General features: G+C 63.1%; 24 protein-coding genes. 14 read left to right on the top strand and 10 right to left on the bottom strand.

Going from position 1 to position 25,267, the window contains the following annotated elements:
* Positions 1 to 14: 14 nt before the first annotated feature.
* From CK227_RS16415 to CK227_RS36210, 6 genes are all read left to right on the top strand, one after another.
* The gene (locus CK227_RS16415; RefSeq protein WP_095773617.1) at positions 15 to 560 is read left to right on the top strand and encodes a DUF4142 domain-containing protein; all 546 of its coding nucleotides are present in this window, start codon (positions 15 to 17) and stop codon (positions 558 to 560) included.
* A gap of 272 nt (positions 561 to 832) precedes the next feature.
* A complete protein-coding gene (locus tag CK227_RS16410; protein WP_095773724.1) occupies positions 833 to 1,297 on the top strand; it encodes a cupin domain-containing protein in 465 nt (154 codons plus the stop codon).
* 260 nt (positions 1,298 to 1,557) lie between these two features.
* The gene (locus CK227_RS16405; protein ID WP_095773618.1) at positions 1,558 to 1,950 is read left to right on the top strand and encodes a RidA family protein; all 393 of its coding nucleotides are present in this window, start codon (positions 1,558 to 1,560) and stop codon (positions 1,948 to 1,950) included.
* A 176-nt stretch (positions 1,951 to 2,126) separates the two neighbouring features.
* Positions 2,127 to 2,519 (top strand): RidA family protein, encoded by a 393-nt coding sequence (locus CK227_RS16400; protein ID WP_095773619.1) that lies wholly within the window; start codon positions 2,127 to 2,129, stop codon positions 2,517 to 2,519.
* 337 nt (positions 2,520 to 2,856) lie between these two features.
* On the top strand, positions 2,857 to 3,612 hold the full coding sequence (locus CK227_RS16395) for an HD domain-containing protein (protein ID WP_179296465.1): 756 nt from the start codon (positions 2,857 to 2,859) through the stop codon (positions 3,610 to 3,612).
* Positions 3,609 to 4,562, top strand: a complete 954-nt coding sequence (locus tag CK227_RS36210; RefSeq protein WP_143750506.1) for a hypothetical protein — start codon at positions 3,609 to 3,611, stop codon at positions 4,560 to 4,562. Before CK227_RS16395 ends, CK227_RS36210 begins: the two co-directional genes overlap by 4 nt.
* 189 nt (positions 4,563 to 4,751) lie before the next feature.
* Here CK227_RS36210 and carB read toward each other — a convergent pair whose 3' ends face one another.
* The 3 genes from carB to CK227_RS16375 all read right to left on the bottom strand — a co-directional run bounded on the left by carB (position 4,752) and on the right by CK227_RS16375 (position 10,425).
* Positions 4,752 to 8,255 carry a carbamoyl-phosphate synthase large subunit gene (gene carB / locus CK227_RS16385; protein ID WP_095773725.1) on the bottom strand — a complete coding sequence of 1,168 codons (3,504 nt, stop codon included), beginning with the start codon at positions 8,253 to 8,255 and terminating at the stop codon, positions 4,752 to 4,754.
* Between the two features lie 250 nt (positions 8,256 to 8,505).
* Positions 8,506 to 9,462 carry an SH3 domain-containing protein gene (locus CK227_RS16380; protein WP_179296466.1) on the bottom strand — a complete coding sequence of 319 codons (957 nt, stop codon included), beginning with the start codon at positions 9,460 to 9,462 and terminating at the stop codon, positions 8,506 to 8,508.
* Between the two features lie 204 nt (positions 9,463 to 9,666).
* Entirely contained in the window at positions 9,667 to 10,425 is a 759-nt protein-coding gene (locus CK227_RS16375; protein ID WP_095773622.1) for a metallophosphoesterase family protein, read from the bottom strand.
* Positions 10,426 to 10,635: 210 nt separating this feature from the next.
* Here CK227_RS16375 and CK227_RS16370 point away from each other — a divergent pair, with 210 nt between their 5' ends.
* Positions 10,636 to 11,106: a nucleoside deaminase gene (locus CK227_RS16370; RefSeq protein WP_095773623.1), complete on the top strand. Its 471-nt coding sequence runs from the start codon at positions 10,636 to 10,638 to the stop codon at positions 11,104 to 11,106.
* A gap of 32 nt (positions 11,107 to 11,138) precedes the next feature.
* Here CK227_RS16370 and CK227_RS16365 read toward each other — a convergent pair whose 3' ends face one another.
* Positions 11,139 to 11,495: a helix-turn-helix transcriptional regulator gene (locus tag CK227_RS16365; RefSeq protein ID WP_095773624.1), complete on the bottom strand. Its 357-nt coding sequence runs from the start codon at positions 11,493 to 11,495 to the stop codon at positions 11,139 to 11,141.
* Between the two features lie 205 nt (positions 11,496 to 11,700).
* Between CK227_RS16365 and CK227_RS16360 the strand changes: the two genes are divergently transcribed.
* Positions 11,701 to 12,879 carry an MFS transporter gene (locus CK227_RS16360; protein WP_095773625.1) on the top strand — a complete coding sequence of 393 codons (1,179 nt, stop codon included), beginning with the start codon at positions 11,701 to 11,703 and terminating at the stop codon, positions 12,877 to 12,879.
* Between the two features lie 81 nt (positions 12,880 to 12,960).
* Here CK227_RS16360 and CK227_RS16355 read toward each other — a convergent pair whose 3' ends face one another.
* Positions 12,961 to 13,416 carry a MarR family winged helix-turn-helix transcriptional regulator gene (locus CK227_RS16355; protein WP_095773626.1) on the bottom strand — a complete coding sequence of 152 codons (456 nt, stop codon included), beginning with the start codon at positions 13,414 to 13,416 and terminating at the stop codon, positions 12,961 to 12,963.
* A 211-nt stretch (positions 13,417 to 13,627) separates the two neighbouring features.
* Between CK227_RS16355 and CK227_RS16350 the strand changes: the two genes are divergently transcribed.
* The gene (locus tag CK227_RS16350; RefSeq protein ID WP_095773627.1) at positions 13,628 to 14,422 is read left to right on the top strand and encodes an SDR family oxidoreductase; all 795 of its coding nucleotides are present in this window, start codon (positions 13,628 to 13,630) and stop codon (positions 14,420 to 14,422) included.
* Between the two features lie 214 nt (positions 14,423 to 14,636).
* On the opposite strand, the gene CK227_RS16345 is transcribed toward CK227_RS16350, so the two are convergent.
* Positions 14,637 to 15,236 (bottom strand): LysE family translocator, encoded by a 600-nt coding sequence (locus CK227_RS16345; protein WP_095773628.1) that lies wholly within the window; start codon positions 15,234 to 15,236, stop codon positions 14,637 to 14,639.
* Between the two features lie 96 nt (positions 15,237 to 15,332).
* On the opposite strand from CK227_RS16345, the gene CK227_RS16340 reads away from it, so the two are divergent.
* Positions 15,333 to 16,202 (top strand): LysR substrate-binding domain-containing protein, encoded by an 870-nt coding sequence (locus CK227_RS16340; RefSeq protein WP_095773629.1) that lies wholly within the window; start codon positions 15,333 to 15,335, stop codon positions 16,200 to 16,202.
* A gap of 242 nt (positions 16,203 to 16,444) precedes the next feature.
* On the opposite strand, the gene CK227_RS16335 is transcribed toward CK227_RS16340, so the two are convergent.
* The 3 genes from CK227_RS16335 to CK227_RS16325 form a co-directional block, all read right to left on the bottom strand.
* A complete protein-coding gene (locus CK227_RS16335) occupies positions 16,445 to 17,095 on the bottom strand; it encodes a dihydrofolate reductase family protein (RefSeq protein WP_095773630.1) in 651 nt (216 codons plus the stop codon).
* 117 nt (positions 17,096 to 17,212) lie between these two features.
* Positions 17,213 to 18,055, bottom strand: coding sequence for a protein-L-isoaspartate O-methyltransferase (locus CK227_RS16330; protein WP_179295994.1), 843 nt, complete (start codon positions 18,053 to 18,055; stop codon positions 17,213 to 17,215).
* 54 nt (positions 18,056 to 18,109) lie between these two features.
* Complete coding sequence (locus tag CK227_RS16325; RefSeq protein ID WP_095773727.1) at positions 18,110 to 19,474, bottom strand: Nramp family divalent metal transporter; 1,365 nt, start codon at positions 19,472 to 19,474, stop codon at positions 18,110 to 18,112.
* A 231-nt stretch (positions 19,475 to 19,705) separates the two neighbouring features.
* Between CK227_RS16325 and mntR the strand changes: the two genes are divergently transcribed.
* A complete protein-coding gene (gene mntR, locus CK227_RS16320) occupies positions 19,706 to 20,158 on the top strand; it encodes a manganese-binding transcriptional regulator MntR (RefSeq protein ID WP_095773632.1) in 453 nt (150 codons plus the stop codon).
* 95 nt (positions 20,159 to 20,253) lie between these two features.
* Complete coding sequence (locus CK227_RS16315) at positions 20,254 to 20,442, top strand: hypothetical protein (protein ID WP_095773633.1); 189 nt, start codon at positions 20,254 to 20,256, stop codon at positions 20,440 to 20,442.
* A gap of 130 nt (positions 20,443 to 20,572) precedes the next feature.
* On the opposite strand, the gene CK227_RS16310 is transcribed toward CK227_RS16315, so the two are convergent.
* Complete coding sequence (locus tag CK227_RS16310; RefSeq protein ID WP_245318151.1) at positions 20,573 to 22,588, bottom strand: hypothetical protein; 2,016 nt, start codon at positions 22,586 to 22,588, stop codon at positions 20,573 to 20,575.
* A gap of 245 nt (positions 22,589 to 22,833) precedes the next feature.
* Between CK227_RS16310 and CK227_RS16305 the strand changes: the two genes are divergently transcribed.
* The gene (locus CK227_RS16305; RefSeq protein ID WP_095773634.1) at positions 22,834 to 23,757 is read left to right on the top strand and encodes a neutral zinc metallopeptidase; all 924 of its coding nucleotides are present in this window, start codon (positions 22,834 to 22,836) and stop codon (positions 23,755 to 23,757) included.
* A 219-nt stretch (positions 23,758 to 23,976) separates the two neighbouring features.
* On the top strand, positions 23,977 to 25,242 hold the full coding sequence (locus tag CK227_RS16300; RefSeq protein WP_095773635.1) for a TCR/Tet family MFS transporter: 1,266 nt from the start codon (positions 23,977 to 23,979) through the stop codon (positions 25,240 to 25,242).
* Positions 25,243 to 25,267: the final 25 nt, after the last annotated feature.

Below are 25,267 nucleotides of genomic sequence, written 5' to 3'. Positions count from 1 at the left end.
CACGGAGCGTTTCGATGAAACCGCATCTCGCCGCCGCCATGCTGGCCCTTCTGGCCGGAACGCCTTCAGCCTTTTCCCAACAGCCGTCCAGCGACGTGCCGCCTGTCTCTGAAAACAAGGTCGACACCGAAACCTTCGCCAGGACCCTGGTCAGCGCCAACCGCTTCGAGATCGAAAGCGGCAAGCTGGCCGAGAAAAAAGGCGTCGCGGCGGATGTGAAGGATTTCGCCGCGCTGATGGTCAAGGACCACACCAAGGCCGGCGAAGATTTCAAGGCGGCGCTTGAAAAGAGCCAGACCACGGCGTCCGTTACCCCGCAAGGCCCGCCGCTGCTGCCGAACGACCAGGCGATGCTCGACCAGCTCAAGGCGCTCGACGGCGACGCCTTCCAGGCCAAATACATCACCTTGCAGACGCAGGCGCACAAGCAGGCCGTGGCGATGGTTTCGACCTATGCGCGGTCCGGCGACGACCCGGCGCTGAAGGAATTCGCCAAGAAGACGCTCGAAACGCTGAAGATGCACGAGATGCATCTGAAGGATTTGGCGGCCGTGCATTAGGGGAGCGAGGCGGCCACTGCGGCACCATCCATTTGACGTTTGCGCTGCCCCTCATTGCCCTGCCGGGCATTTCTCCCCGTAAACGGGGAGAAAGACGCCTGCGCCGGGCTTCGCTAATCCTGTTCGCTGCCGGAGAAGAGCCGGCGTCGCGACAGCCCCTTCGCCCCGTTTACGGGGAGAAGATGCCGGCAGGCAGATGAGGGGCAGCGCTGACTTCGATGGTTTGGTGGTGAGCGGGCGTATAGACTTCCCCCACCACCATGGAGCCACCCATGCCCAAGATCGACCTCGCATCCGTCCCCGTCCGCAAAGGCTCCGGCTATCCCGCGCCCTTCGATGCCCCTTGCGCCGCCCGCACGCGCCGGCGCCTGGGCGATGCCGGCGGGCTCAGCGATTTCGGCGTCAACCTGATGACGCTGCCGCCCGGCGGCTGGTCGAGCCAGCGCCACTGGCACAGCCATGAGGACGAGTTCGTCTATGTGCTGGAAGGCGAGTTGACGCTGGTCGAGGATGGCGGCGAGACGCTGCTCAAGGCGGGCGATAGTGCAGCCTTCGCCAAGAACAGCGGCAACGGCCATCACCTGATCAACCGGTCATCGGTCACGGCGCGCTACCTCGAGGTCGGCTCGCGCAATCCCGACGATGTCATCACCTGCTCCGACATCGACATGATGAGCCCGAGCTCGGATGGCCGGTTTTTGCACAAGGATGGCACGCCGTATCCGGGGCAGGGGTGAGGGCGGCGACGCGGGACTTTCCTTCTCCCCTTGTGGGAGAAGGTGGCCGCGAAGCGGTCGGATGAGGGGTGTTCCAGCTTGGCAACACCGCTTGCGCAGCCGTGACCGTATAGCTGATTATCAGCGTCTCACTCCGCTGGAACACCCCTCATCCGTCTTGCCGCTTCGCGGCAATCCACCTTCTCCCACAAGGGGAGAAGGGAAAGACTGGCGTTCCGCCAGTGCCGGGGTAAGTTCCCTGCTAACCAGGGAGCATCACCATGAAAAAACAAGTCATCGAAGTGCCTGTCATGTCGGACAAGGTGCGCGCACTCGGCCTGCCCTGTTCGACGGCGGTGAAGGCCAACGGCTTCGTGTTCATCTCGGCGACGCCGCCGGTGGACATGGTGACCGGCGAGATGGTGCGCGGCGACATCGAAACGCAGACCGAGGCATCGCTGAAGGCGCTGAAACATTGCCTGGAAGCGGCAGGCACCTCGCTCGACAATGTGGTGATGGTGCGCATCTACGCCGTCAATTCCGGCTTCTACAACGCGATAAACCGGGTCTATGCACGGTACTTCTCGACGAACCCGCCGGCGCGTAGTTTTGTGCCGGTTGCGTCTTGGCCGATGGAGTTTGATATCGAGATCGAGTGTGTGGCGGTGGGGTGAGTTTTCCGTCGCGAACCGGCATCCATGCTGGTTGTTTCCTGAAATTTTTAGGCCTGCAAAAACGCCGCTTCATGGTGACGCGGTTTCCATTGAGCGGCGACTTCCGGACGACCTTGCCGGGTGCTGGCGTTCAGCCCGGAGCGAGATAAGCTCGCCGTAACCACAGGGAGATCGTCATGACCAAGGAAATTGTTGAAGTGCCGGTGCTGTCGGCGGCGGTGCGCGCGCTCGGCGTGCCGTTGTCGCTGGTGACCAAGGCTGCCGGGCTGGTCTTCGTCTCCGGCACGCCGCCGCTCGATCTTTTGACTGGCAAGCTGGTCAAAGGCGACATCGAAACGCAGACCGAGGCGTCGCTGAGGGCGCTGAAGCACTGCCTGGAAGCGGCAGGCACCTCGCTGGACAATGTGGTGATGGTGCGCATCTACGCCGTCAATGCCGGCTTCTACGGCGCGATCAACCGGGTTTATGCGCGGTACTTCCCCGAGAACGCGCCATCGCGGACATTTGTGCCGGTGGCGTCCTGGCCGATGGAGTTTGATATCGAGATTGAATGTGTGGCGGTGGGGTGAGGTCCCTCCGATCGATTGATGTGGTGACCACAGAGGTGCGCTCTAGGTTCAGCCTCATCCGCGCTACACACGGCGTGATATGGGCCTTACGCCCGTGCGAGAACCATAGTAGCCTGGTAGGGACAAGCCCTCCCTTCGTAGACGAAGAACAATAATGAATTCGACTTCAGATAGGCAGCCTTGGATGGAAGAATCAGAAAGGGAATTAATAGAGTCTCTTGTCAGTTCTGAAGCGTTTCGTCGTTTGCAGGAGGTCTCCTTTTTGGGAGCGATTGACTATTATAATCTTCACAAATCGAGAGATACCACATGGTACTTTAGTCGGTCGGATCATACCATGGGGGTTTTATTTCTAGCTCAGAAGCTGATAAATAGCATAGAGATTTCTCATAAGGATAGGATGTATGTTATTGCTTCATCAATCTGTCATGATCTCGGTCATAGCCCATTTTCTCATAGCACTGAGCGTGCGTTTAAGAAGATAAACCCAAGTATAAATCACAGGGTAATCTTGGAGTACGTACTTTCGGTGCCGGAGATGGGTATTGCCGGTGCTCTGTCAAGATTTGATCTGAGTGGTGAGAGGGTTCTTGCTATAAGCATCGGAGACGACAATGAGCTTGGGTGGGTTTTTCATAATCCGATCAACATAGATACGCTTGATGGTATGCTCCGGTTTATGGCCTCTTTTCGACTTCAGCCGCCATTCGATGTGTTGGAGGCGATCAACTCGCTTTCTGCCCTTTATCAGCACAGAACTCTAAACGAAAATGAAGTGCACAACCTTGATAATTTTTGGGGCGTAAAGGCTTCATTTTACGACCAGTTCTTGAAGCGAGGCGCCTACGCGAGGTTCGAAGACGCATATATCGATTTGGTCATTTCGAGAAAGCAAGATATCGATTATAGAGATTACCTAAAAATCGACCAAGAGCTTGCCGATGAGATTGGTCTTTACCCTGAGCTGTACGACAAGAAATCGAAACGCAGGTCGACGCCTAGAGAATCAAATTTTGATATTGACAAGTCGGTGTCGCTGATTTCGATTTCTGATTTGTATCGCAGATATATAAGAAAGAGGGGGAGTGCGTGAAAATTGGTGAACTTGATGGGCGCTTTAATAACATAAAAGAGGCTCACTCAAAATCCGAAAAGAAGCTGGAGGAATTAGAGAAGTTAAGTACGTCCTATGTAAATTCAGGGATTTTTTTGGTCGTAAATGGATCGTTGGCAAGAAAGGAACTCGTCGACGGTTCCGATTTCGATGCTTTTGTCGTTCAAAAGAAGGTTTCTAAACCTTCAGCTCAAAGAATTTGGTCTGAGGCCCACGAAGCGGTTGGCCTGAAGAAACCTGGCTCCACTGGTGTCTTTGGTGAGGATAGCATAGTTAAATATGATGATATGCTTCTAAATATTGGAGGGACATCTGATAGCAACGAGAGCATAACTCGAAGAATGTTACTTATACTTGAGTCAACTTCTGTCGGAGACGCTGCTTCTTACGATAAATTAGCTAAATCTATGCTGGAGCGCTATATTTCCGACCAGATTACAGATCATCAACTCGGCTTATTCCTTCTGAATGACATCATTCGATACTACAGGACTGTATGTGTGGATTTCGAATTTAAAACTGAGGAAGATGGAAAGCCTTGGGGTATTAGAAATATAAAATTAGTTTTTTCGCGAAAGTTGATATATTTCTCCGGCCTTTTGATTTGCGCTGAAACCGCGCAAAGAAGCGCATTGGAGAAGAGAATGATTTGTGAGCGCTTGATGCGACTGACACCGATAGAAAGGGTGCTGAGCGTGCTTGGCGAGGACTCGTTTGAGCCGCTCATGTACTATGATAGATTTTTGGCGAAGATGGCTGAGCCTGGTATTCGAAATAAACTTGAAAGAGAAGACAAGGATGCTCTCAAAAAAAGCGAGTTGTTTCGTTCGTTAAAAAATGACGGGCACCATTTTTCAATGTCGCTAAGAAGCGCTTTTGTACGCCACTATGATGGCAGTCATCCTATTCACAAAGCTATTATGTTCTAAATCGTTCGTTCGCATTTTCAGACGCGCCGCTAGGATAGTTAGTTGGCCGCCTTCGCGGTAGGGTAGGTTAAATGGGCTAAACGGCCCGTCGTGACGAATATGCCGGCGCCCAGTCTGTTCGACACCCTCGTCCGACCGAGCTTTGCTCCGCCGCTTTCTCCATAACAGGGGGAGAAGGGAAGGGCACTCTTACGCAAAATACTCCTGCAGCGGCGTGACCTCCAGGCTCCCCGCCTTCAGTGCCGCGATCGCCTCCGCCACGGCGGCCGCACCCGACAGCGTCGTGTAATACGGCACCTTCTGCATCAGCGTTGCCCGCCTTAGCGATTTCGAGTCGGACACCGCCTTCTGGCCGTCCGTGGTGTTGAAGACGATCTGGACCTGGCGGTTGCGGATGGCGTCCTCGATGTGGGGGCGGCCTTCGAGGACCTTGTTGATTTTCTCGGCGTCGACGCCGTTTTCGGCAAGGAAGCGTTGCGTGCCCGACGTTGCCAGCACTTTGAAGCCGAGGCCTGTCAGACGTTTCACCGCCGGCAGGATGCCCTTCTTGTCCTCGTCGCGCACCGAGACGAACAGCGTGCCAGAGCGCGGCAGGTCGACGCCGGCGCCGAGCTGGCTCTTGGCGAAGGCCAGCGCGAAGTCGCGGTCGAGGCCCATGACCTCGCCGGTCGAACGCATTTCCGGGCCGAGCAATATGTCGACGCCGGGGAAGCGGGCGAAGGGGAAGACGGCTTCCTTGACCGCGATGTGGCCGGGATTTCTGGGGTCGGGCATCGCGCCATAATGGGCGAAGGCGTCTTCCAGCGTCTCGCCGGCCATGATGCGGGCCGCGATTTTCGCGATCGGCCGGCCGATGGTCTTGGCGACGAAGGGCACGGTGCGCGAGGCGCGCGGGTTGACCTCCAGCACATAGACCGTGCCGTCCTTGATCGCGTATTGCACGTTCATCAGGCCGCCGACATTGAGCGCGCGGGCAAGGGCGGCCGTCTGGCGCTCCAGCTCGTCGACCAGTTCGGAAGGCAGCGAGTGCACGGGCAGCGAGCAGGCACTGTCGCCCGAATGGATGCCGGCCTCCTCGATGTGTTCGAGAATGCCGGAGACGAAGGTCGCCTTGCCGTCGCAGAGGCAGTCGACATCGACCTCGATGGCGCCGGAGAGATAGGTGTCGAACAAAAGCGGGTTCTTGCCCAGAAGTGTGTTGATCTGGCCGGTCTTGTCGTTGGGGTATTTCTGCTTGATGTCCTCCGGCACCAGGCCGGGCACGGTGTCGAGCAGGTAGGACTGCAGCATGCTCTCGTCATGAATGATCTGCATGGCGCGGCCGCCGAGCACATAGGACGGGCGCACCACCAGCGGGAAGCCGAGTTCGCCGGCGACGAGGCGGGCCTGCTCGACCGAATAGGCGATGCCGTTCTTCGGCTGGCTGAGGTTGAGCTTGTGCAGCAGCTTCTGGAAGCGGTCGCGGTCCTCGGCCAGATCGATCATGTCGGGCGAGGTGCCGAGGATCGGGATGCCGGCCTTTTCCAGCGCGTCCGCCAGCTTCAGCGGCGTCTGGCCGCCGAACTGGACGATGACGCCGACCAGTTCGCCCGAGGCCTGCTCGGCGCGCAGGATCTCCAGCACGTCCTCCGCCGTCAGCGGGTCGAAATAGAGGCGGTCCGACGTGTCGTAGTCGGTCGACACCGTCTCCGGGTTGCAGTTGATCATGATCGCTTCATAGCCGGCATCGCGCAGCGCGAACGCCGCATGGCAGCAGCAATAATCGAACTCGATGCCCTGGCCGATGCGGTTCGGACCGCCGCCGAGGATGACCACCTTCTTGCGCGACGAGACCTGCGCCTCGTTGGCCAGCGCGCCGGCGAACGGCACTTCATAGGTCGAGTACATGTAGGCGGTGGGCGAGGCGAATTCGGCAGCACAGGTGTCGATGCGCTTGTAGACCGGATGAACGTCGAGCCTGTCGCGGATCTTCGCCACCACTTCGGCGTCGGTCCTGGTCAGCGAGGCGAGGCGGGCATCGGAGAAACCCATGGCCTTCAGCATGCGCAGATTGACGGCGTCCTGCGGAATGCCGTGCTCGCGGATGCGGGCTTCCATGGCGAGGATGCCGGCGATCTGTTCGAGGAACCACGGGTCGATCTTGCACATTGCGTGCACGTCTTCCAGCGACGTGCCCATGCGGATCGCCTGCGCCACCATGCGCAGCCGGTCCGGCGTCGGCGTGCCGAGCGCGGCTCGGATGGCGTTGCGGTCGTCGGCGTGGTTGGCAGCCGTCGCCCCATGGCCGAGGCCGGGAATCTCGATCTCGTCGAGGCCGGTCAGGCCGGTTTCCAGCCCGCGCAGCGCCTTCTGCAGCGATTCCTGGAAGGTGCGGCCGATGGCCATGACCTCGCCGACCGACTTCATGGCCGTCGTCAGCACCGGCTCGGCGCCGGGGAATTTCTCGAAGGCAAAGCGCGGGATCTTCGTCACGACATAATCGATCGACGGTTCGAACGAGGCAGGCGTGGCGCCGCCGGTGATGTCGTTCTCCAATTCGTCCAGCGTGTAGCCGACGGCAAGCTTTGCCGCGATCTTGGCGATCGGGAAGCCGGTCGCCTTGGAGGCGAGCGCGGAGGAGCGCGAGACGCGCGGGTTCATCTCGATGACGACGAGGCGGCCATCGGCCGGGTTGACGGCGAACTGCACATTGGAGCCGCCGGTCTCGACGCCGATCTCGCGCAGCACCGCGATCGAGGCGTTGCGCATCATCTGGTATTCTTTGTCCGTGAGGGTCAGCGCCGGGGCGACGGTAATCGAGTCGCCGGTGTGGACGCCCATCGGATCGATGTTCTCGATCGAGCAGACGATGATGCAATTGTCCGCCTTGTCGCGGACGACCTCCATCTCGTACTCCTTCCAGCCAAGCACGCTTTCCTCGATCAGTACTTCGGTGGTCGGCGAGGCGTCGAGGCCGGACTGGACGATGTCGTAGAATTCGGCGCGGTTGTAGGCGATGCCGCCGCCGGTGCCGCCCATGGTGAAGGAGGGGCGGATGATGGCGGGCAGGCCGACATGGTCGAGCGCCTGGGCGGCGATTGCCATGGCGTGGCTGATGTAGCGCTGCTTGCGGTCGCCTTCGCCGAGGTTCCAGCGGGTTTCCAGCGCGTCGAGCTCGGCGTCGAGATTGTCAGGCTTCTCGGCCTTCAGCGCGGCGCGCTCCGCCTCGTGCGTCTTGCGGTCGGCGTTCTTGACGTCGGTGGCGTTGGCCAGCATCGACTTCGGCGTTTCCAGGCCGATCTTGCTCATCGCCTCGCGGAACAGCGCGCGGTCCTCGGCCTTGTCGATGGCCGTGGCGTCGGCGCCGATCATCTCGACATTGTAGCGGTCGAGCACGCCCATGCGGCGCAGCGACAAAGCGGTGTTGAGCGCGGTCTGGCCGCCCATGGTCGGCAGCAGCGCGTCGGGCCGCTCCTTGGCGATGATCTTGGCGACGACCTCCGGCGTGATCGGCTCGATATAGGTGGCGTCGGCCAGTTCCGGGTCGGTCATGATCGTTGCCGGGTTGGAATTGACCAGGATGACGCGGAAACCTTCCTCTTTAAGCGCCTTGCAGGCCTGGGTACCGGAATAGTCGAACTCGCAGGCCTGACCTATGACGATGGGGCCGGCCCCGATGATCAGGATCGACTTGATGTCGGTGCGTCTTGGCATGTCATAGGTCCGTTCGGCGGGCGGCTTGCACAAAAAACCGGGACGGGAAGACCCGGCCGGTTGTGCTCGCGATTCTGGTATCAGGCTAGGTGGGCCTTATAGGGAAGAGTTTTGGCGGATGTAACCCCGAAAATGCTGGATTAGGCAGTAGGAAATAGGCAGTAGGGATTGGGCAGCAGGCAGTAGGGCTTTTCAAGCGCCTTGGACGTACGTCCCTACTGCCCATTCCCTACTGCCTACTGCCTAATCCCTAGCGTCCAAACGCTACCGTGTCGGTGATCTCGAAGCGTTCGGAGACGCCGATGCGGATCATGCTCAGGCTGCCCTCGCGGGTGAAGCGGAAATCGCCCTTGGTGTCCGAGCCGGCCGGCAGGCCGGCATAGAAGGAGATGAGGCGCGTGCCGCCGTCGGGCCAGGTCACGGTGATATCGGCCTTGTCGGCGCCCTTGTGCACGATGGCGGCCGCGCAGCGCTGCATCGGCTGGCCGACATAGCGGGCGCAGGGGATTTCGACGCCGCCGCCCTGGGCAAGCGAGGTCGGCTGCGGCGGCAGTTCGGCGACGGTCTGCGTGTCGACGGCGGGCGCGGCGCCGTCAGGACGCGGTGTGGGAACGGGAAGCGATCCCGCCGCCGAGCCGCTATCCGCGGCCGCATCCTGGGCGAGGGCGGGGATTTCTCCGGTCGGCGGCGTTTCATTCGCCGCCAGCGCCAGGCCGTAGGCATCCTGCATGGCGATCTCGGCGGCGGACTTGACCGGGGCTTCCGGCGTGTCGGGATGGGCCGCGCCGCCGAGCCGCGCCGTCAGGTCGGGTTGTGCCGGCGGCGGCGCATCGGGCGCCGCGCCTCCATCGGCCGCCTGGTCGACGGGCACCGTTGCCGGGTTGACGGGGACGAGGTAGCGCGCCGGGGCCCAGCCGCTGGCTTTGGGGTTGTCTGTCTCGACCTTGCACCAGGGGTGTCCGTCAATGTCGTTGCAGCCGAGGTTCCTGACGCTGGCGCCGGCGGCCAGACGCGCCTCGGTCTTGCCGGTCGCCGACGGTTTGGCGCGGACATTGAGCAGGTCGTCAGGCGCGAGACCGGTGACGACGGAGATGAAGGGCGTCTCTTCGGCATGGGCCGGGACAAGGGCGGACCACGCCGCCATCAGCGACGGAGCGGCCATCAGCGCGTACAGGGTTGTTCGGAGCGTAACTGTGCGCCTCATCATTTGGCTGTCGGCGATCAATTGCATTACCAAAGGCACCGCCAGAACCCGAAAACGCTGCCGCACGCGAAGCCGGTTTTATAAGCGACGCTGCGCCGCCGTGTCTACAAGCGAGATGTTTTACGCCTTGGCCGCGAAGGCGCTTGAGCAGGTCGGATGAGGCTACCGGCATGAACGCGAGGCATTCCCCGGGGGCATGAGCTTCGCTCAGCCGGGCATGAAGCCGGTCCTCAGCGCGTGGGCCCATTCCGGCCTTCCCGCCTGCTCCGCCTGTCGTGCCGCCGCCTCGTGGTCGTAGTCGACGGCGATCGTCTCGAAACGGTCGGGCCGGCCTTCGCCACCCAAGGTGACGATGCCGTAGCGCGCATGCGGCGAGCCTTGTTCGGAAACATGCGCCGGCGGGGTGGAATCATCATAGGCGGGGCAGCCGATGCTGCCCGGATTGAAGATGACGGGACCGTCGGGGATGCGGATCAGTTCCGGGCGGTGGCTGTGGCCGCACAGCGCAATGCGGCAGGCCGGGTCGAGCGCCTTGAGCCGCCGCCTGATCGACGCCAGCGGCGCGCGCACCAGCTGGCCATCGACGATCGCGTCGAGCAGGTATTTCTCGTCATGGTCGGGGCGGGCATGGAAGGCGACGATGCCCGGCGCGATCTCCAGCGTCAGCGGCTGCGCGAACAGCACCTGGCGCTGCGCCTCAGTCAGCCGTTCCTGTGCGTAGACATCCGACGCCCACATGGTCTCATCGGCCAGATCGACCGCGACGCGGCGGTCATGGTTGCCGCGCACCGTCGGCAGGTTCAGCGCTTCCAGGCGCTCAAACGTCTCGCGCGGCCAGAGCGGTCCTGAAACGCTGTCGCCGAGATTGACGGTGAGCTCAGCGCCGCCGCGCCGGCGCAAATCCTCCAGCACCGCGTCAAGCGCCAGGACGTTGCCATGGATATCGGCGAGGACGGCTATGCGCATGCGACGGGCTCCCTGGTGCGGCCCATCGGGACGCCGGCCCATCTTCGTTATCAAGCCACCGCCTTCCTAATCAAGTCCCCACCTTTGGGGCAGCCGGAACCACCGCGCAGCCCGCCCATGGCTATCGCGAGGCAGCATTCCATCTGCTACCATCCACGCCGTCCCAGAGTTCATGATATCCGCTCAGACAGGTTCGGAAGGCACCAAGCGATGACCCGCGACCAGATGTTCGCCCACCTGCGCGCTGCCAATGAGGTCGCGCGCGACGCCGCCGCGCATGGGCACCATCCTTTCGGCTGTGTGCTCGTCGGCCCCGATGACCGCATCCTGATGCGGCAAGGCAACATCAACACCGTGCGCCACGCCGAAACCGAACTCAGCCGGCGTGCCGCGGACGCCTATCCGCCGGAATTCCTGTGGTCCTGCACACTGGTCTCGACCGGCGAGCCCTGTGCGATGTGCACGGGAACGCTCTATTGGGCAAATATCGGCCGGCTGGTCTACGGCTTCGAGGAGACCAAGCTTCTCGCGCTGACTGGCGACCATGCCGAGAATCCGACGATGAACCTCTCCTCGCGCACGGTCCTCGGCTCCGGGCAGAAGCCGGTCGAGGTCCACGGCCCCGTCCCCGAGATGGAGGAGGAGCTTCTCGCCCCGCATATCGGTTTTTGGCAGCGCTAGGGCGACAGCCCCTTACCTTTGAACCAGCAACCCTACGCCGGCATCTCGATATCGTGGCCGCCGACCGCCGGCAGCGCGGGGTCGTCGACGGCGGCGGCGATGACGCTGTCGAGCAGGCCGGGGAAGCGGGCGTCGAGATCGGCGCGGCGCAGCGTGATCATGCGGTTGGTGCCGACCACTTCGGCGCGGGTGACGCCGGCCTCGCGCAGCTTGGCAAGGTGGTAGCTGAGATTGGTCTTGGAGCCGAGATCGAGGAACCGGCTGCAGTTCAGCGCCACGCCTTCCTTACTGGCGAGATAGCGCACGATGGCCAGCCGCGTCGGATCGCCGAGCACGCCAAGCACGATCGGCAGGCTGATCTGGTCCGTATTGGGATGAGGTAACGTCATGGCTGGAACCTAAGCGCAGTTCGGGCCGATTTCAACGCATCCGTCCTCGCCGGCCCGTACACACTGTTTCTCCATTTTATCCGTACCGATCGACCGTGCTGACACAGGGCTGTCAGGATGGTTCAGCTATTTTGCCCTGGCTTCATTGACATCATGCCCTGTTATGTCCAATTGTTCAATAACTTTTGAACTAAGGACACGCGCCATGGACAAGCGGCTCTTCTGGCTTGCGCTCGGATCGTTCACGATTTCGACCGAGGGCTTCGTCATCTCCAGCCTTCTGCCAGACATCGCCAGGGATGCCGGCATTTCCATTCCACTCGCCGGCACGCTGATCACCGCCTTCGCGCTCGCCTATGCGATCGGCACGCCGATCCTGGCGACGCTGACCGGCAAATGGGACCGGCGTCGCGTCATCCTGTGGACGCTGGTGTTCTTCGTCATCGGCAACATCGCCGCCGCCTTGAGTTCCTCATTCGAAGTGCTGTTGATCGCGCGCATCATCATGGCGCTGTCGTCGGGCCTGTTCGCCGCGACGGCGCAAGGCACGGCGGTGGCGCTGGTCGACGACCATCACCGGGCACGCGCCATCGCCGTGGTCGTCGGCGGCACCACGGTGGCCGTCGCCGTCGGTGCGCCGCTCGGCGCGCTGGTCGCGACGATCGCTGGCTGGCGCGGCACCTTCTATGCCATTGCCGGGCTCGGCGCGCTTGCCGGCGCCATCCTCTGGTACAGGCTGCCGCGCGGCATCGTCGGCACCAGGCTGCCGCTGAAGCGCCGGCTGGCGGCCGCCATGCGGCCGGGCGTGATGCCGATCCTGGTGACGACATTGCTGGCGCTGACCGGCGCTTTCGCCGTCTTTGCCTATGTCGCGCCGCTCGCCATCCAGGGCGCCGGGCTCAGCCAGATCGCGCTGCCCGGCATGCTGCTTGCCTTCGGCGTCGGCGCCGTCATCGGCAACATTGCCGGCGGCCAGGCGGCCGACCGGTTCGGCGCCACCCGGACCGTCGGCTGGTCGCTGACGCTGAGTGCCGCCATGCTGGTGATGTTGTCGGTCGTGCCGGCCTTCCTGCCGCAGCACATTGCTGGTCCGGCGCTGATGGCGATGATGGTGCCGTGGGGCATTGTCGGCTGGGCGTTCCCGCCGGCGCAGGCCAGCCGCATCATCAAGCTGGCACCCGATGCCGCCCCGATCGTGCTGTCGCTCAACGGCTCGGCGCTCTATCTCGGCGTGGCGCTGGGCGCGGTGGTCGGCGGTGGCGTGCTGCGCTACGGCGCGCCGGCCGATCTCGGCCTGGTCGCGGCTGCCTTCCCGCTGATCGGGCTTGGCATCGTGCTGGCCGGCCGCTGGGCGGCACGGCCGGTCGCGATGCCGGCTGAATAGCCGCTTCGAAAGCCGTCGGCTGCCAATCCATTTTGACACAATTCCGGACGGAAAACCGTTTCACACTTTTCCTGGAATTGCTTAGGCAGCCGGCGGCAGATCGAAATCCAGCGCGCTGATGTCATCCAGCACCGCGCGCAGGCGTTCCGCCTTCTCCTTGCCCACCACATCCTCGAAGCGCTGCTGGGCGACCTGCCACAGCTTCATCGCCTCATCGAGCTTGATGCGCCCTTGCCGGGTCAGCCGCACCCGCTTTATGCGGCGGTCGTCCGGGTCGGCGAAGGTCTCGACATAGCCGTCGCGGATCAGCGGCTTCAGCGTGTGGCCGAGCGCCGACAGGTCCATGACCAGGGCAGCGGCAATGGCGCCCATCGCCGGCTCGTTGCCGATATGGATCTGGTATAGCAGGCCCTGCTGCGTGGCCTTGAGGCCTGACGGCGCCTGCACGTCGTCATAGAACTGGCCGAGCTTGCGCGTCGCGCGCCGCAGCATGGCGTAGTTGCAGGCTGTCAGCCCGGGCAGGGTGTCTTTCGGCATGGTGGTACCTCGGCGCCCGTGAAAATTCTATCCGGCCGCGGCCCGACAAATAATCCCGAACGCACTCATTGACAAGATAGTGGCATATGCCTACTTCGTTGAAAGTGGTATATGCCACTAAATCAATCAGGCGGCTTGCCGGCGAGCCGAGGCGAATGCCTGCGGCGCCGGCGGCCAGGTCGAAGCGAACAGAGATGGAAGGAACAGGACAATGAGTGGACAGGCAAACAAGGGCACGGCGGTCGTCACCGGCGCCTCGTCCGGCATCGGCGCGGTCTATGCGGACAGGCTGGCCGGGCAGGGTTATGATCTGGTGCTGGTGGCGCGGCGCGCCGACCGGCTCGAGGAACTGGCCGAAAAGCTGCGCTACGCCTACGATCGCAAGGTCAGCGTGATCAGCGCCGATCTCTCCGACCACGACGATGTGCGCCGCGTCGAGCAGGCGATATCGGCCGACGACAGCGTGACGCTGCTGGTCAACAATGCCGGCCTTGGCGGCCAGCAGGTGGTGGCTACGGCCGACGCCGACGCGGCCGAGCGCATGATCAAGGTCAATGTCATCGCCTTGACCCGGCTGACCCGTGCCGTGCTGCCGGGTCTTCTGGCACGCAACCGCGGCGCCATCGTCAACATCGCCTCGGTGCTTGCCTATGAAACCTCGTTCGGCGGCATCTACAGCGGTACCAAGGCCTATGTCGTCAACTTCACCGAGGCTCTGCACCGCGAGGTCGCGGGCACCAATGTAAAGGTGCAGGTGGTGCTGCCGGGCGCGACCCGGACCGATTTCTGGGAACTCGCCGGCAGCGATATCGACCAGCTTCCGAAGGAGATCATCATGTCCGCCGACGATATGGTCGATGCCGCGCTTGTCGGCCTGGCCAGGGGCGAAGCCGTCACCGTGCCGGCACTTGCCGATGTCGCCAGGCTGGACACATTCCTCGGCGCCCGCCAAGCCTTCTACGGCAGCCTGCACGCCGACAAGCCGGCGGCGCGTTACGCGGGTTGAGGGTTTCAGGACTTGAGTTCCTCGCCCCCACGGGAGTGGGGGAGAGGTGGCCGCGAAGCGGTCGGAGAGGGGGCCTGCGCCAGCGGTGGAAAGGATTCTGGAAGCCCATTCACGGACAGGATTGCGCCATTCCCCCTCTCCGTCTCGGCTTCGCCGAGCCACCTCTCCCCCGCCTCTGGCGAGGGCGAGGAACCCAGGCTCTGCAAGGCCTCAGCTACGCCGACCGCCACATCGGAATGATCGATGCGGCCAGTACCAGCGCCAGCACGATGTTGAGCGCTCGCCACTGCCATTCGGTCTTGAGCAGCCGGGCCAGCACCATGCCGGCCACGCACCAGGCGGAGAGCGAGATGGCGGCGGTGAGGCCGAAGGTTGAGCCGAGCAGCAAGGCGAGTTGTCCCGGGCCGTCGGCCAGTGCGGCGAACGAGGCCGCCGCGCCCAGCCCCATCGCCCAACCCTTGGGGTTCATCCACTGGATGCCGGCGCCGCCAAGGAAGCTGTTGGGCTTGGCCATGGTCACGTCGAGACTGGGTGGCCCGGCACGGCCGATCTTGATCGCCAGCCACAGGAGATAGAGCGAGCCGATCACCTTCATCGCCAGTTGCAGCGACGGCACCGCAAGCAGCAGGCCCGCGAGGCCGGCGGCGGCCGCCCCCGTCACGGTAGCGAGGCCAGCGGCGCTGCCGATCATCAGCGGAACCGAACGGCGAAAACCGAACTGCGCGCCCGAGGCGGTGGACAAGGTCGTGGCAATCCCAGGCGTGGCGGTGGCCACGAAGGCAAACAGGATGAGCGGCAGGATCGGCTGGAGCATGGGGCGTCCTTTATCGGAGGCTCCATCGTAGGCTGGGTGCGTGCATCAGCAAATGCAATGTTTGCTATGATTAGCATTAGCATTTATAATGCAATTATGATCCGCAATCTCGATACGGCGCTGATGCGCACCTTCGTCACCGTCGCCGACAAGGCCAGCATGACGGCGGCCGCCAATGTGCTGCACCTGACCCAGGGCGCCGTCAGCCAGCAGGTCAAAAGGCTGGAGGACACGCTTGGCTGCAGCCTGTTCGAGCGCGACCGGCGCGGCCTGCGCCTGACGCGGTCCGGCGAGCGGCTGTTCGGCAAGGCCAAGCGCCTGCTCGGCCTCAACGACGAGATCTGGGCCGAGATGGCGGGCTCGGCCGTCGCCGGCCAGGTGCGGCTAGGCGTGCCCTACGACCTCGTCGGCACCTTGCTGGCGCCGGTGCTGAAGGCCTATGCCGAGACCTATCCGCAGGTCGAGATATCGCTGGTCTGCGCGTCATCGCCGGAACTGGCGTCAGCGCTTGCGGCCGGAACCATCGACCTCGCGGTGATCGAGGAACGCGTCGGCCCGACATCGGGCGAGTGCCTGGCCATCGACCGGCTGGTCTGGGTCGGCGCCCGAGGCGGCACCGCCAGCGCCAAGCGGCCGCTGCCGGTGTCGATCGTCGCCGACACCTGCGCCTTCCGCCCGGTGGTGCTGTCAGCCCTCAACGAGCATGGGCTGGAATGGCGCACCGTGTTCGAAAACGGCAATATCGACGCCACGACGGCGACGGTGCGCTCCGATCTTGCCGTCACCACCTGGCTGGCCTCCACCGTGCCGGCCGATCTCGACATCTTGCCGTTCGATGTCGGGCTGCCGCCACTGCCGAATTTTGCCATCAATCTGCATCTGCCGCGGCATGGCGTCGGGCCTGCGGCACAGGAGTTCGCGCGGCATATACGCGATGGGTTGGCGCGACGGCCACAGGCGGCTTGAGACCAAGCAGAACTTGGGTTCCTCTCCCCCGTCGATCGGGGGAGAGGTGTCGAGCGAAGCTCGACGGAGTGGGGGTCGATCTTTTTCCGCTTGATTACCGCAGACCTCCAGTCTTCTTGCCCGCCTGGTTCTGCCTGTCTTACGGCGGTACGTTTGGCGATGGCTTCCCCCACTCCGTCGCTGCTTCGCAGCGCCACCTCTCCCCCCCTCCGGAGGGAGAGGAAAGGTGCCAAGGCCGTCCGCTACTTCCAGTTCCTGCGCCGCTCGAGCTCGGCGTCGGACGGTTCGCCCGTGACAAAGGAGCCGACCTCGATTTCGCCCGCGCGTTCGTAGCTCGCGATGATGACGCCGGTGCTGGACGTCTGCGACTTCACAAGCTTGAAGGCGGCCGGCATCGCGTCTTCGCCGAACAGCCGCTTGCCCTTGCCCAGCAACAGCGGGAAGATCATCAGCCGGATCTCGTCGATCAGCCCGTTGGCGAGCAAGGTCTGGATGAGGTCGGCCGATCCCTGGATGAGCAGGTCGGGTCCATCCTCTTGCTTGAGGCGGCGCAACGCCGCGACGATATCTTCCCCAAGCCATTGCGTGTTCTGCCAGGTGAGGGTGTCGGGCCGATGTGTCGCCACATATTTGGTCGCGGGGTTGAAGGCATCGGCGATCGGATCTTTCTGATACGGCCAGTACGCTGCGAAGATGTCATAGGTTCTGCGGCCGAGCAGCAGGGCGAAGGGCTTGGAGAACAGTTCATCCATCGCCGCGCCGCCCACCTCGTCAAAGTAATGGAAGGTCCAGCCGCCGAATTTGAAGCCGCCGACCGGATCCTCTTCCGGCCCGCCGGGTGCCTGCATGACGCCGTCGAGGCTGACGAAGGTGGCGGCGATGATCTTTCTCATGGGTCTCTCCCTTGTCCCATCCACGCCGTCGCGGCCGGACGATGGCCCAAGGACGGCTGGCCGGCACCTATCCCGACAGGGCCTGCGAAATTCTGGCCAAATCCGCGCATCGATGCGTCAGTTGCCGGGTTTGGCGCGGACGTCTTTCGACGAGAACCAGACGTCGCCGAAGATGGCCGTGGCGGTGCGGTCCGGCGGCTTATCGCTCGTCAGCCAGATCGAGCGGCTGCGCGCGGCTTGCTCGCGTGTCGGGATCTTCGCCGCAAGATCGGCAACCGAGGCACCGAAGCACGGGATGAACCAGGAGCGCATGAAGGGATCGCAGGCAAAGCCCTTTTCGGTGCGGGTCACCATCACCGCCAGCGGGACGCGTTCGGACGGGCGCCAGGGGAAGATCATGCGGCCGCCGGGGCGCAACGCCTTCAGCCATCCGACCGGCGGGGCAACGACGCCGGCGTTGACATAGATGATGTCGGATGGCGGCAAAGGCGTGGTCACGGCGTCGCCCTGGACGACAGTCGCATTGCGGTAGGGCTCGAGATTTTTGCGCGCCAACTCGGCCAGCCTGCCGTCAAGCTCTAAGGCGGTGACGGTGCCGCCAGGTGAAACCAGCCTGGCCAGTACGGCGGAGTAATAGCCGGTGCCGGCGCCGATATGGGTGACGGCCTCGCCGGGTTTCGGCGCCAGCCTTCCGATCCACATGGCGTGCAAGAACGGCTCGCCATTGTTGATGCCCTTGTCGGCATCGAGCGCCACCAGCACGTTCTGGTAGACATGCGCCGGGTCGGCGCTCGGCGTCGTGACCTTGCCGCTGCCGGCGACGATCGTCCACGGTCCCGGGCCAAGAAAGGCTTCGCGCGGAACCTCGGCGAAGACCTCTTCCAGGCGTGGATCCGATGAGGCGGCATTGGCCGCCATCAGCCGGGCGTAGAATTTCCTGATGTCTTCGATGTTGCTCATGGCATCGGGAAAGATAGCGCGATTTGGCGGTTTGTCGCGCTGTCTGGCGGAATTCTAGCCGACCCCGAACATCGTGTCGTAGAGCAGCTTGAAGTTGAGCACGAGGATGATCGCCGCGACCACCCAGGCCAGTGCGGCCACGCCGCGTGGAATGGCGAGGTTGCCCATCTTCTTCTTGTCGGAGACGAACTGCACCAGCGGCACCACCGCGAAGGGCAGCTGCATCGACAGGATCACCTGGCTGAACACCAGCAGTTGGCCGGTGCCCTTCTCGCCATAGAGCGCGGTGACGACCACCACGGGAACGATGGCGAGGCCGCGCGTCAGAAGCCGGCGCGCCCAGCTGGGGATGCGCAGGCGCAGGAACCCTTCCATGACGATCTGGCCGGCAAGCGTCGCCGTCACCGTCGAATTCAGGCCGGAAGCGAGCAGCGCCACGGCGAACAGGATCGAGGCGATGCTGAGGCCGAGCAGCGGTGACAGAAGCTCGAAAGCCTGGTCGATCTCAGCCACATCCTGGTGGCCGGTGTTGTGGAAGGCGACGGCCGAGACGATCAGGATGGCGGCGTTGACGAACAGAGCCAGCATCAGCGCGATGGTGGAGTCCGTCGTCGCCCATTTGATGGCGTCGCGCTTGCCTTTTTCTGTGCGCTCATAGGCACGGGTCTGCACGATCGAGGAGTGCAGATAGAGATTGTGCGGCATGACCGTGGCCCCGATGATGCCGATGGCGATGTAGAGCATCGCCGGATTGGTGACGATCTCCGAGGACGGCACGAACATCGAGTGCAGGATCGTGCCGGCCGGCGGCGCGGCAACGAAGATCTGGATGGCAAAGCAGCTGAAGATGATGATCAAAAGCGCGATGACGAAGGCTTCGAGATAGCGGAACCCCTTGTTCATCAGCATGAGCACGAGGAAGGCGTCGAGCGCGGTGAGTATGGCACCGCCGATCAGCGGAATGCCGAACAGAAGCTTCAAGGCGATCGCCGTGCCGATCACTTCGGCGAGGTCACAGGCGATGATGGCGAGTTCGCAGGCGATCCACAGCACGAAATTGACAGGGCGGGGATAATAGGCGCGGCAGGCCTGGGCGAGGTCGCGGCCGGTGGCGATGCCAAGCCGGGCGGCCAGGGCCTGCAACAGGATCGCCATCAGGTTGGACAGCATGATGACGAACAGAAGCGTGTAGCCGAACTGGGCGCCACCGGCGAGGTCGGTCGCCCAGTTGCCGGGGTCCATATAGCCGACCGAGACCATGTAGCCCGGCCCCATGAAGGCGAACAGCCGGCGGAACCAGACGCCCGAACTCGGCACGGCAATGGTGGAATTGACTTCGCGCAGGCTGGGCTGATCGTCCTCGTCCCGTCCGGCGAACCTCCATGAGGATCGAGGGGCTGTGGCTTCTGCGTCTGACATGAAAAGGCTTTCCGAGACTTCCGGCGAATACCCATAAGCTATGCCATGGCTCAACATTATGCAATAGGCTATATTTCATTGTTTGTGCTTTTTGCCGCGCGCTCGCTCAGGTTTGCGAAACCGCAATCGGAACGCCGGTTGCGCCTGTGGGGGAATGCAAATAAACGGCCTGAAGAATCAGAGCCCGTGCTATAAAGCAGGAACGGCTAAACTCCCGAGGAGGAGCGCGCATTGGCGCTGAAGAACAAACCCGTCCCGCGTGAGCCATTGCCCGACGCCGATGTCCATTCGGAAGGGTTCCGGCAGCAGCGCCAAGCGCGCCGCAGCGCGCTGGTCGAGGACTATGTCGAGCTGATCGCCGATCTGATAGAGGACGGCAACGAGGCGCGCCAGGTCGACATCGCCGCGCGGCTTGGCGTCGCGCAGCCGACGGTGGCCAAGATGCTGACGCGCCTGTGCGCCGACGGGCTGGTGTCGAGAAAACCCTATCGCGGCGTGTTCCTGACCGAGGCCGGCCGCAAGGTGGCGGAGGAGAGCCGCATCCGCCATCAGACGGTGGAAGCCTTCCTGCGCTCGCTCGGCGTCAGCGCCGAGACCGCGCGCATCGATGCCGAGGGCATCGAGCACCATGTCAGCGCCGAGACGCTGGAAGCGTTCCGCAAGGCGATGACGGCGCCGCGCTAAATTGCTCAGCCGTTCTCAGTGCGGTCGCCGGAACCGCAGTCCCTTATGCACGTTGCTCCTCACATAGCGCTGATATCGCGCCAAGGGAGGAAGCAATGGGCGTCGAACAAGCACCGACCGCGAAGGGTAAGCAGGCCGCCAAGGGATTGAAGCAGGCGGCGGCGAAGGACGAGCGCAAGACCGAGGCCGAGACAGGCCATTCCCTGAGGAAGGGTGCGGCGCGTTTCGAGGAGCGCTCGAAAAGCTCCGACGGCAAGAGCGCCAGCGCCAAGCAGAAAAGCTGAGGGCGCGCCGAGGTCAGTGGCAGGCGGAAGCTGTCTGTGCAGCGGCCGGTTGCCCTCCGCTATGGTTCCGGGCGTTCGAGCCCTTTGAAAGGTCCAGTGGACCTTTCAATTTGCCCGCGGCAAACCGTTCTCACTCGCTGACATCCTGCACCCAGCTTCTGGGGTGGCCGTCGACACGGAACTGGAAGATGAAATAGGGCGGGATGCAGGTGCCTTCGCCGGGCTTGGCTTGAGGCAAATCATCGTAGCCAGCGGTGCAGATATAATCCTCGCGGCAGGGATGCGCCTTGTCGCAGGCGCGCAGGCCGGCGGTCTTGGTGAATTCCCCGGTGCAGAATTTGTGGTCCCTGCCGGACGCGATGCAGTCGTTGAAGCCGGTCTTGGCCAGCCGGCCGCAGGTCGCCTCGTCGGGAAGCTTGTCGCAGCTCGCCTTGCGCAACATGCCGCCGGGAAAGCCGCCGGTCTTCTGATCAGGATTGTCGTAGCGCTGGCGCGCCGCACCATAGCCGGCGAGTTTGACCAGTGGTTTCTTGTCCCGCGCGGGGTCGATGGCGCAGGCCTTGGCGGTGGCCGGCGACAGGCGGCAATACTGGTCGTTGCCCCAGGTCGACATTTTGATCTCGCCGAACTCGACGGGATCGCCGACCGCGGTGCCCTTCTCGCTGACACAGGTGCCGAAGCCCGGATGGATGGCGCTTTCGTGGACGCCGGCGCAGCGCAGGCCGGCGCCGCAGGTCCAGTCCTTGAAGCTCGCGTCGTCGCCGCGATAGCAGATCGAGCCCCAGCCATTGTAGAGATCGGTGCCCTTCAGCGCTTCGGCATATTTCCGGTCCGGGCGGGCGGCGAAGCCGCGCGTGAAATCCGGATGGCCGCCGGCGGCGAATTGCTCGACGATGGCGCGGCGACGCGGCAGGTCGGCGAAGAACACCGCCGAGCCCGGCACGAAGACGGCGTTGCGGCGCGGTTCGCTGGCCGGGTCGGCGCCGGTGTAGTGGAAGCCGGCAATGCCATGCGTCTGATGGCAGCCAGTGCAGCTCATTTCATTCAGCCTCAAATTGAAGCCGGCGACCGATTTGATGGTGGCGAGCGTGTTGCCCCTGGCGACGTAATCCTTCAGCGCCTTGTCGATATCGGTATCGTCGACCAGCCCATAGGCGATGTTGTTTTGCGAGCGGCTCAAGCCGCCAGGCGCGACGGAAACGGCGCTCTTGGCCAGGAATTTTTCGTCGATGACGAGCCGGCCATGGTCGAGATCGTAGATGTTGCGATCGGTGAGCAGCCATTTGGCGAAGGACTTGACGTCGGCCAGCACCGTCGCCCGGTCGATCTGGTTCTCCATCCTCGCTTCATAGAAGCTCGAGATAGCCGGATCCCATTTGAAGATCTTCAGGAGATATTCGGCATGGCCGCCGAAATCGCGCCGCGTCGAGGCCGACAGCCGCAGCACCTGCATGTTGAGCTCGAGCCGCATGATCTGCGAGGAATTGAGCATGGCGCCGGACAGCGGGCCTTCGTCGGAACGCAGCCAGGCGGCCAGTTGCTCGGGCGGCAGGTCTTTCTGGCCGGCGGCAAGCCAGCGCTGGGCGATTTCGGCGCAGGAGACGTCGGTTGCACTTGGCAGATCCTTCGAGGCGCGCGCCTGCGCCCGCCTTGGCTTGGCGTTGAAGACCAGGCTCATGGTCAGCGGCAGGCGCGAGGAGATGCGTTGCGCCACCTTGCCCTTGGCCGGCTTTTCGGCGACCGAATAGTGAAAGCGGTAGATCAGCCTGATCTCGCCGCATTCGGTGTGGCCGAGATAGCCGCGATCCATGCGGTTGACGACGCCGGTGAGGTCGAGCGTCGAGCCGTCATCGTCGATGTATCTGGGATTGAATTTCTGGCTGGTGTCGTTCGATTTGGCCATGGCGGCGACATAGGGGTCGGGACTGGTCCTCGGCTCGTCCGATATCTCCTGCTTGACCGTGTCGCGCACCTTGGCCAGCGCCGGCACGGAAAACAGGCCGTGATTGTCGACGTCGCGGGTGAGGCCGAGCGCGGGACCGAGCAGCCGGCTGATCGACAAGCCGCCGCGCTCCAGCGCCTGCAAGGTGGCCGGGTCGGTGACGGCGACGCCGGAGTCGAGCGTCGCCGCGGTGGCTCCCCGCAAGCCCAGGCAGCTCAGTGCCAAAACCAAGACTATTTGACCGATCGTTCGCAACCGCCCCTCGCATCCTCCGTCACGGCCGATGCTACAAGCCTTCAAAGGTTCCGGCCAGAGTGGTGAAGCGGTCATGCCGGCATCGCCTTGGCCATCGAAAAACACTGTGACTTGGCGCAACCATTGGGATAATTGTTTGTTGGGTTGAGCCGGCCTTGCCGGAGCAATGAGGAAGTCTATCACGGGGAGTTGCCATGCTCTGGAGAGGCCGTCGTCAGAGTGACAATATCGAGGACGACCGCAGCGATAGCGGCGGCGGCGGGATCGGCGGCGGTGGCGGCCAATTCCAGCTCCCCATCGGCGGCCGGACCGGTGGCGGCGGCAGCATCATCCTCGTTATCCTCGTCGTGCTGGCCGGATGGTATTTCGGCTTCGATCCCTCGGCGATCCTGGGCGGTGGCGACGGCGGCCTGCTGCCGGGGGGCGGTGGCCAGATTTCAGACAACAGCGGCGGCCAGGGCAGCGGCACGGCACCCGCCAATGACGAGATGAAGCAGTTTGTCGCGACCGTGCTTGCCGAAACCGAGGACACCTGGACCGGCATCTTCAAGTCGCAGGGCCTGACCTATGAGGATCCCAAGCTGGTGCTGTTTTCCGGCCAGGTTCGCTCGGCCTGCGGCTTTGCCTCGGCGGCGGCCGGACCGTTCTATTGTCCGGGCGACCACAAGGTCTATCTCGACATGACCTTCTTCCAGCAGCTCGACCAGCAATTCGGTGCTTCGGGCGAGTTCGCGCGGGCCTATGTCGTAGCGCATGAGGTCGGTCACCACGTGCAAAACCTCACCGGCATCATGTCCAAGTTCAACCAGATGCGACAAGGCATGAGCGAGGCCGATGCCAACCAGCTGTCGGTGCGCATCGAACTGCAGGCCGACTGCTTTGCCGGCGTGTGGGCGCATTACACCGCGCAGAAGGGCATATTGGAGCAGGGCGACATCGAAAGCGCGCTCAACGCCGCCAAGCAGATCGGCGACGACACGCTGCAGAAGAAGATGCAGGGCTATGTCGTGCCGGAAAGCTTCAACCACGGCACCTCGCAGCAGCGCCAGACCTGGCTGGCGCGCGGCTACAAGAGCGGCAAGCTTTCGGACTGCAACACGCTGAGCGGCCCGATCTGACGAGGCCATCTGGAAATTCTACTCCTGCGGCCATCTAGCCGGAGCGAATTTCGAAGCGGTCTCGGCTAGCGTTTCCTGACACCGGCCTGACGACGAAGTCGCAGTCAGGGAGAGTCAGGATCAACGATTCCTGGCTGTTCCCGCATTGTTCCTTTTTGCGGGCTCGCCTATAAGGTGCGTCCGCCTGCGCCCCGGGCGACCAAAGGAGCCTGACCCATCATGATCGACCCCAAAACCGCCAGGCGGGGCCTCGCGCTGGTTTTCACCACGCTGCTGCTGGATATTATCGGCTTCGGCATCATCATGCCGGTGCTGCCGGCCTATTTGCAGGAATTGTCCGGTGTCAGCATCAGCGGCGCGGCGATCGAGGGCGGCTGGCTGTTCTTCGTCTATGCGGCCATGCAGTTCTTCTTCGCGCCGATCATGGGCGGGTTGAGCGACCGGTTCGGGCGGCGGCCGATCCTGCTTGCCTCGGTGCTGACCTTCTCGATCGACAATCTGATCTGCGCGGTCGCCTGGTCTTATCCGATGCTGTTCGTTGGTCGTGTGCTGGCCGGCATTTCGGGCGCCAGCTATTCGACGACCTCGGCCTTCATCGCCGACATCTCGAACGACGAGAACCGAGCGAAGAATTTCGGCCTGCTCGGCATCGCCTTCGGCGTCGGCTTCGTCATCGGCCCAGTGTTGGGCGGGCTGCTCGGCACGTTCGGACCGCGCGTGCCGTTCTATTTCGCCGCCGGGCTCGCCTTCGTCAACTTCCTGATCGCGATGGTCTTCCTGCCCGAAACGCTCGACGAGAAGCATCGCCGCCGGTTCGAGTGGAAACGCGCCAACCCGGTCGGCACGCTGCTGCAGATGCGCAGGTATGAGGGCATCGGCTGGATCGGGCTGGTCTTCTTCCTGGTGACGCTCGGCCACATGATGTACCCGGCGGTCTGGTCGTTCGTCTCGAGCTACCGCTATGGCTGGAGCGAGCAGCAGATCGGCTTCTCACTCGGCGCTTTCGGCCTGTGCGGCGCGATCGTCATGGCGACGGTGCTGCCACGGGTGATCCCCAGGCTCGGCGAGTGGAAGACGGCTGTCATCGGCCTGACATTCACGGCGCTCAGCGCCTTCGGCTACGCCTTCGCGACGCAGGGCTGGATGATCTATGCGGTGATCGTCGCCGGTTGCCTGGAGGCACTTGCCGATCCGCCGCTGAGGAGCCTCGCCGCCGCCAAGGTGCCGCCTTCGGCGCAAGGCGAACTCCAGGGCGCGATGACCTCGCTCTTCTCGATCACCTCGATCATCACGCCGCTGCTCTACACGGCGATCTTTTCCTGGTTCACCGGGCCAAGCGCGCCCGTGACCTTCGGTGGCGCGCCCTATCTGGTTGGCGCATGCTTCCTGATGCTGGCGCTCATCGTCTTCGTCACGAAAGTCGCAAGACCCTCGCGGCTGAAGAACGCCGCGACCAGCGTCGCGGAAGATGGAGCGCAGGCATGAGCCACGACAGCCGCATTGCGCTGGC

Source organism: Mesorhizobium sp. WSM4308 (assembly GCF_002294905.1).
In the GTDB taxonomy this organism is placed as follows: Bacteria; Pseudomonadota; Alphaproteobacteria; order Rhizobiales; family Rhizobiaceae; genus Mesorhizobium.
Note: the sequence above shows the minus strand (reverse complement) of the source record. Positions and strands in the feature narration are given on the sequence as shown.

Coding starts and splice junctions, on each gene's coding strand:
- CK227_RS16415 (WP_095773617.1), top strand. CDS start 15: ATGAAACCGCATCTCGCCGCCGCCATGCTGGCCCTTCTGGCCGGAACG.
- CK227_RS16410 (WP_095773724.1), top strand. CDS start 833: ATGCCCAAGATCGACCTCGCATCCGTCCCCGTCCGCAAAGGCTCCGGC.
- CK227_RS16405 (WP_095773618.1), top strand. CDS start 1,558: ATGAAAAAACAAGTCATCGAAGTGCCTGTCATGTCGGACAAGGTGCGC.
- CK227_RS16400 (WP_095773619.1), top strand. CDS start 2,127: ATGACCAAGGAAATTGTTGAAGTGCCGGTGCTGTCGGCGGCGGTGCGC.
- CK227_RS16395 (WP_179296465.1), top strand. CDS start 2,857: ATGGGGGTTTTATTTCTAGCTCAGAAGCTGATAAATAGCATAGAGATT.
- carB (WP_095773725.1), bottom strand. CDS start 8,255: ATGCCAAGACGCACCGACATCAAGTCGATCCTGATCATCGGGGCCGGC.
- CK227_RS16380 (WP_179296466.1), bottom strand. CDS start 9,462: ATGATGAGGCGCACAGTTACGCTCCGAACAACCCTGTACGCGCTGATG.
- CK227_RS16375 (WP_095773622.1), bottom strand. CDS start 10,425: ATGCGCATAGCCGTCCTCGCCGATATCCATGGCAACGTCCTGGCGCTT.
- CK227_RS16370 (WP_095773623.1), top strand. CDS start 10,636: ATGACCCGCGACCAGATGTTCGCCCACCTGCGCGCTGCCAATGAGGTC.
- CK227_RS16365 (WP_095773624.1), bottom strand. CDS start 11,495: ATGACGTTACCTCATCCCAATACGGACCAGATCAGCCTGCCGATCGTG.
- CK227_RS16360 (WP_095773625.1), top strand. CDS start 11,701: ATGGACAAGCGGCTCTTCTGGCTTGCGCTCGGATCGTTCACGATTTCG.
- CK227_RS16355 (WP_095773626.1), bottom strand. CDS start 13,416: ATGCCGAAAGACACCCTGCCCGGGCTGACAGCCTGCAACTACGCCATG.
- CK227_RS16350 (WP_095773627.1), top strand. CDS start 13,628: ATGAGTGGACAGGCAAACAAGGGCACGGCGGTCGTCACCGGCGCCTCG.
- CK227_RS16345 (WP_095773628.1), bottom strand. CDS start 15,236: ATGCTCCAGCCGATCCTGCCGCTCATCCTGTTTGCCTTCGTGGCCACC.
- CK227_RS16340 (WP_095773629.1), top strand. CDS start 15,333: ATGATCCGCAATCTCGATACGGCGCTGATGCGCACCTTCGTCACCGTC.
- CK227_RS16335 (WP_095773630.1), bottom strand. CDS start 17,095: ATGAGAAAGATCATCGCCGCCACCTTCGTCAGCCTCGACGGCGTCATG.
- CK227_RS16330 (WP_179295994.1), bottom strand. CDS start 18,055: ATGAGCAACATCGAAGACATCAGGAAATTCTACGCCCGGCTGATGGCG.
- CK227_RS16325 (WP_095773727.1), bottom strand. CDS start 19,474: ATGTCAGACGCAGAAGCCACAGCCCCTCGATCCTCATGGAGGTTCGCC.
- CK227_RS16315 (WP_095773633.1), top strand. CDS start 20,254: ATGGGCGTCGAACAAGCACCGACCGCGAAGGGTAAGCAGGCCGCCAAG.
- CK227_RS16305 (WP_095773634.1), top strand. CDS start 22,834: ATGCTCTGGAGAGGCCGTCGTCAGAGTGACAATATCGAGGACGACCGC.
- CK227_RS16300 (WP_095773635.1), top strand. CDS start 23,977: ATGATCGACCCCAAAACCGCCAGGCGGGGCCTCGCGCTGGTTTTCACC.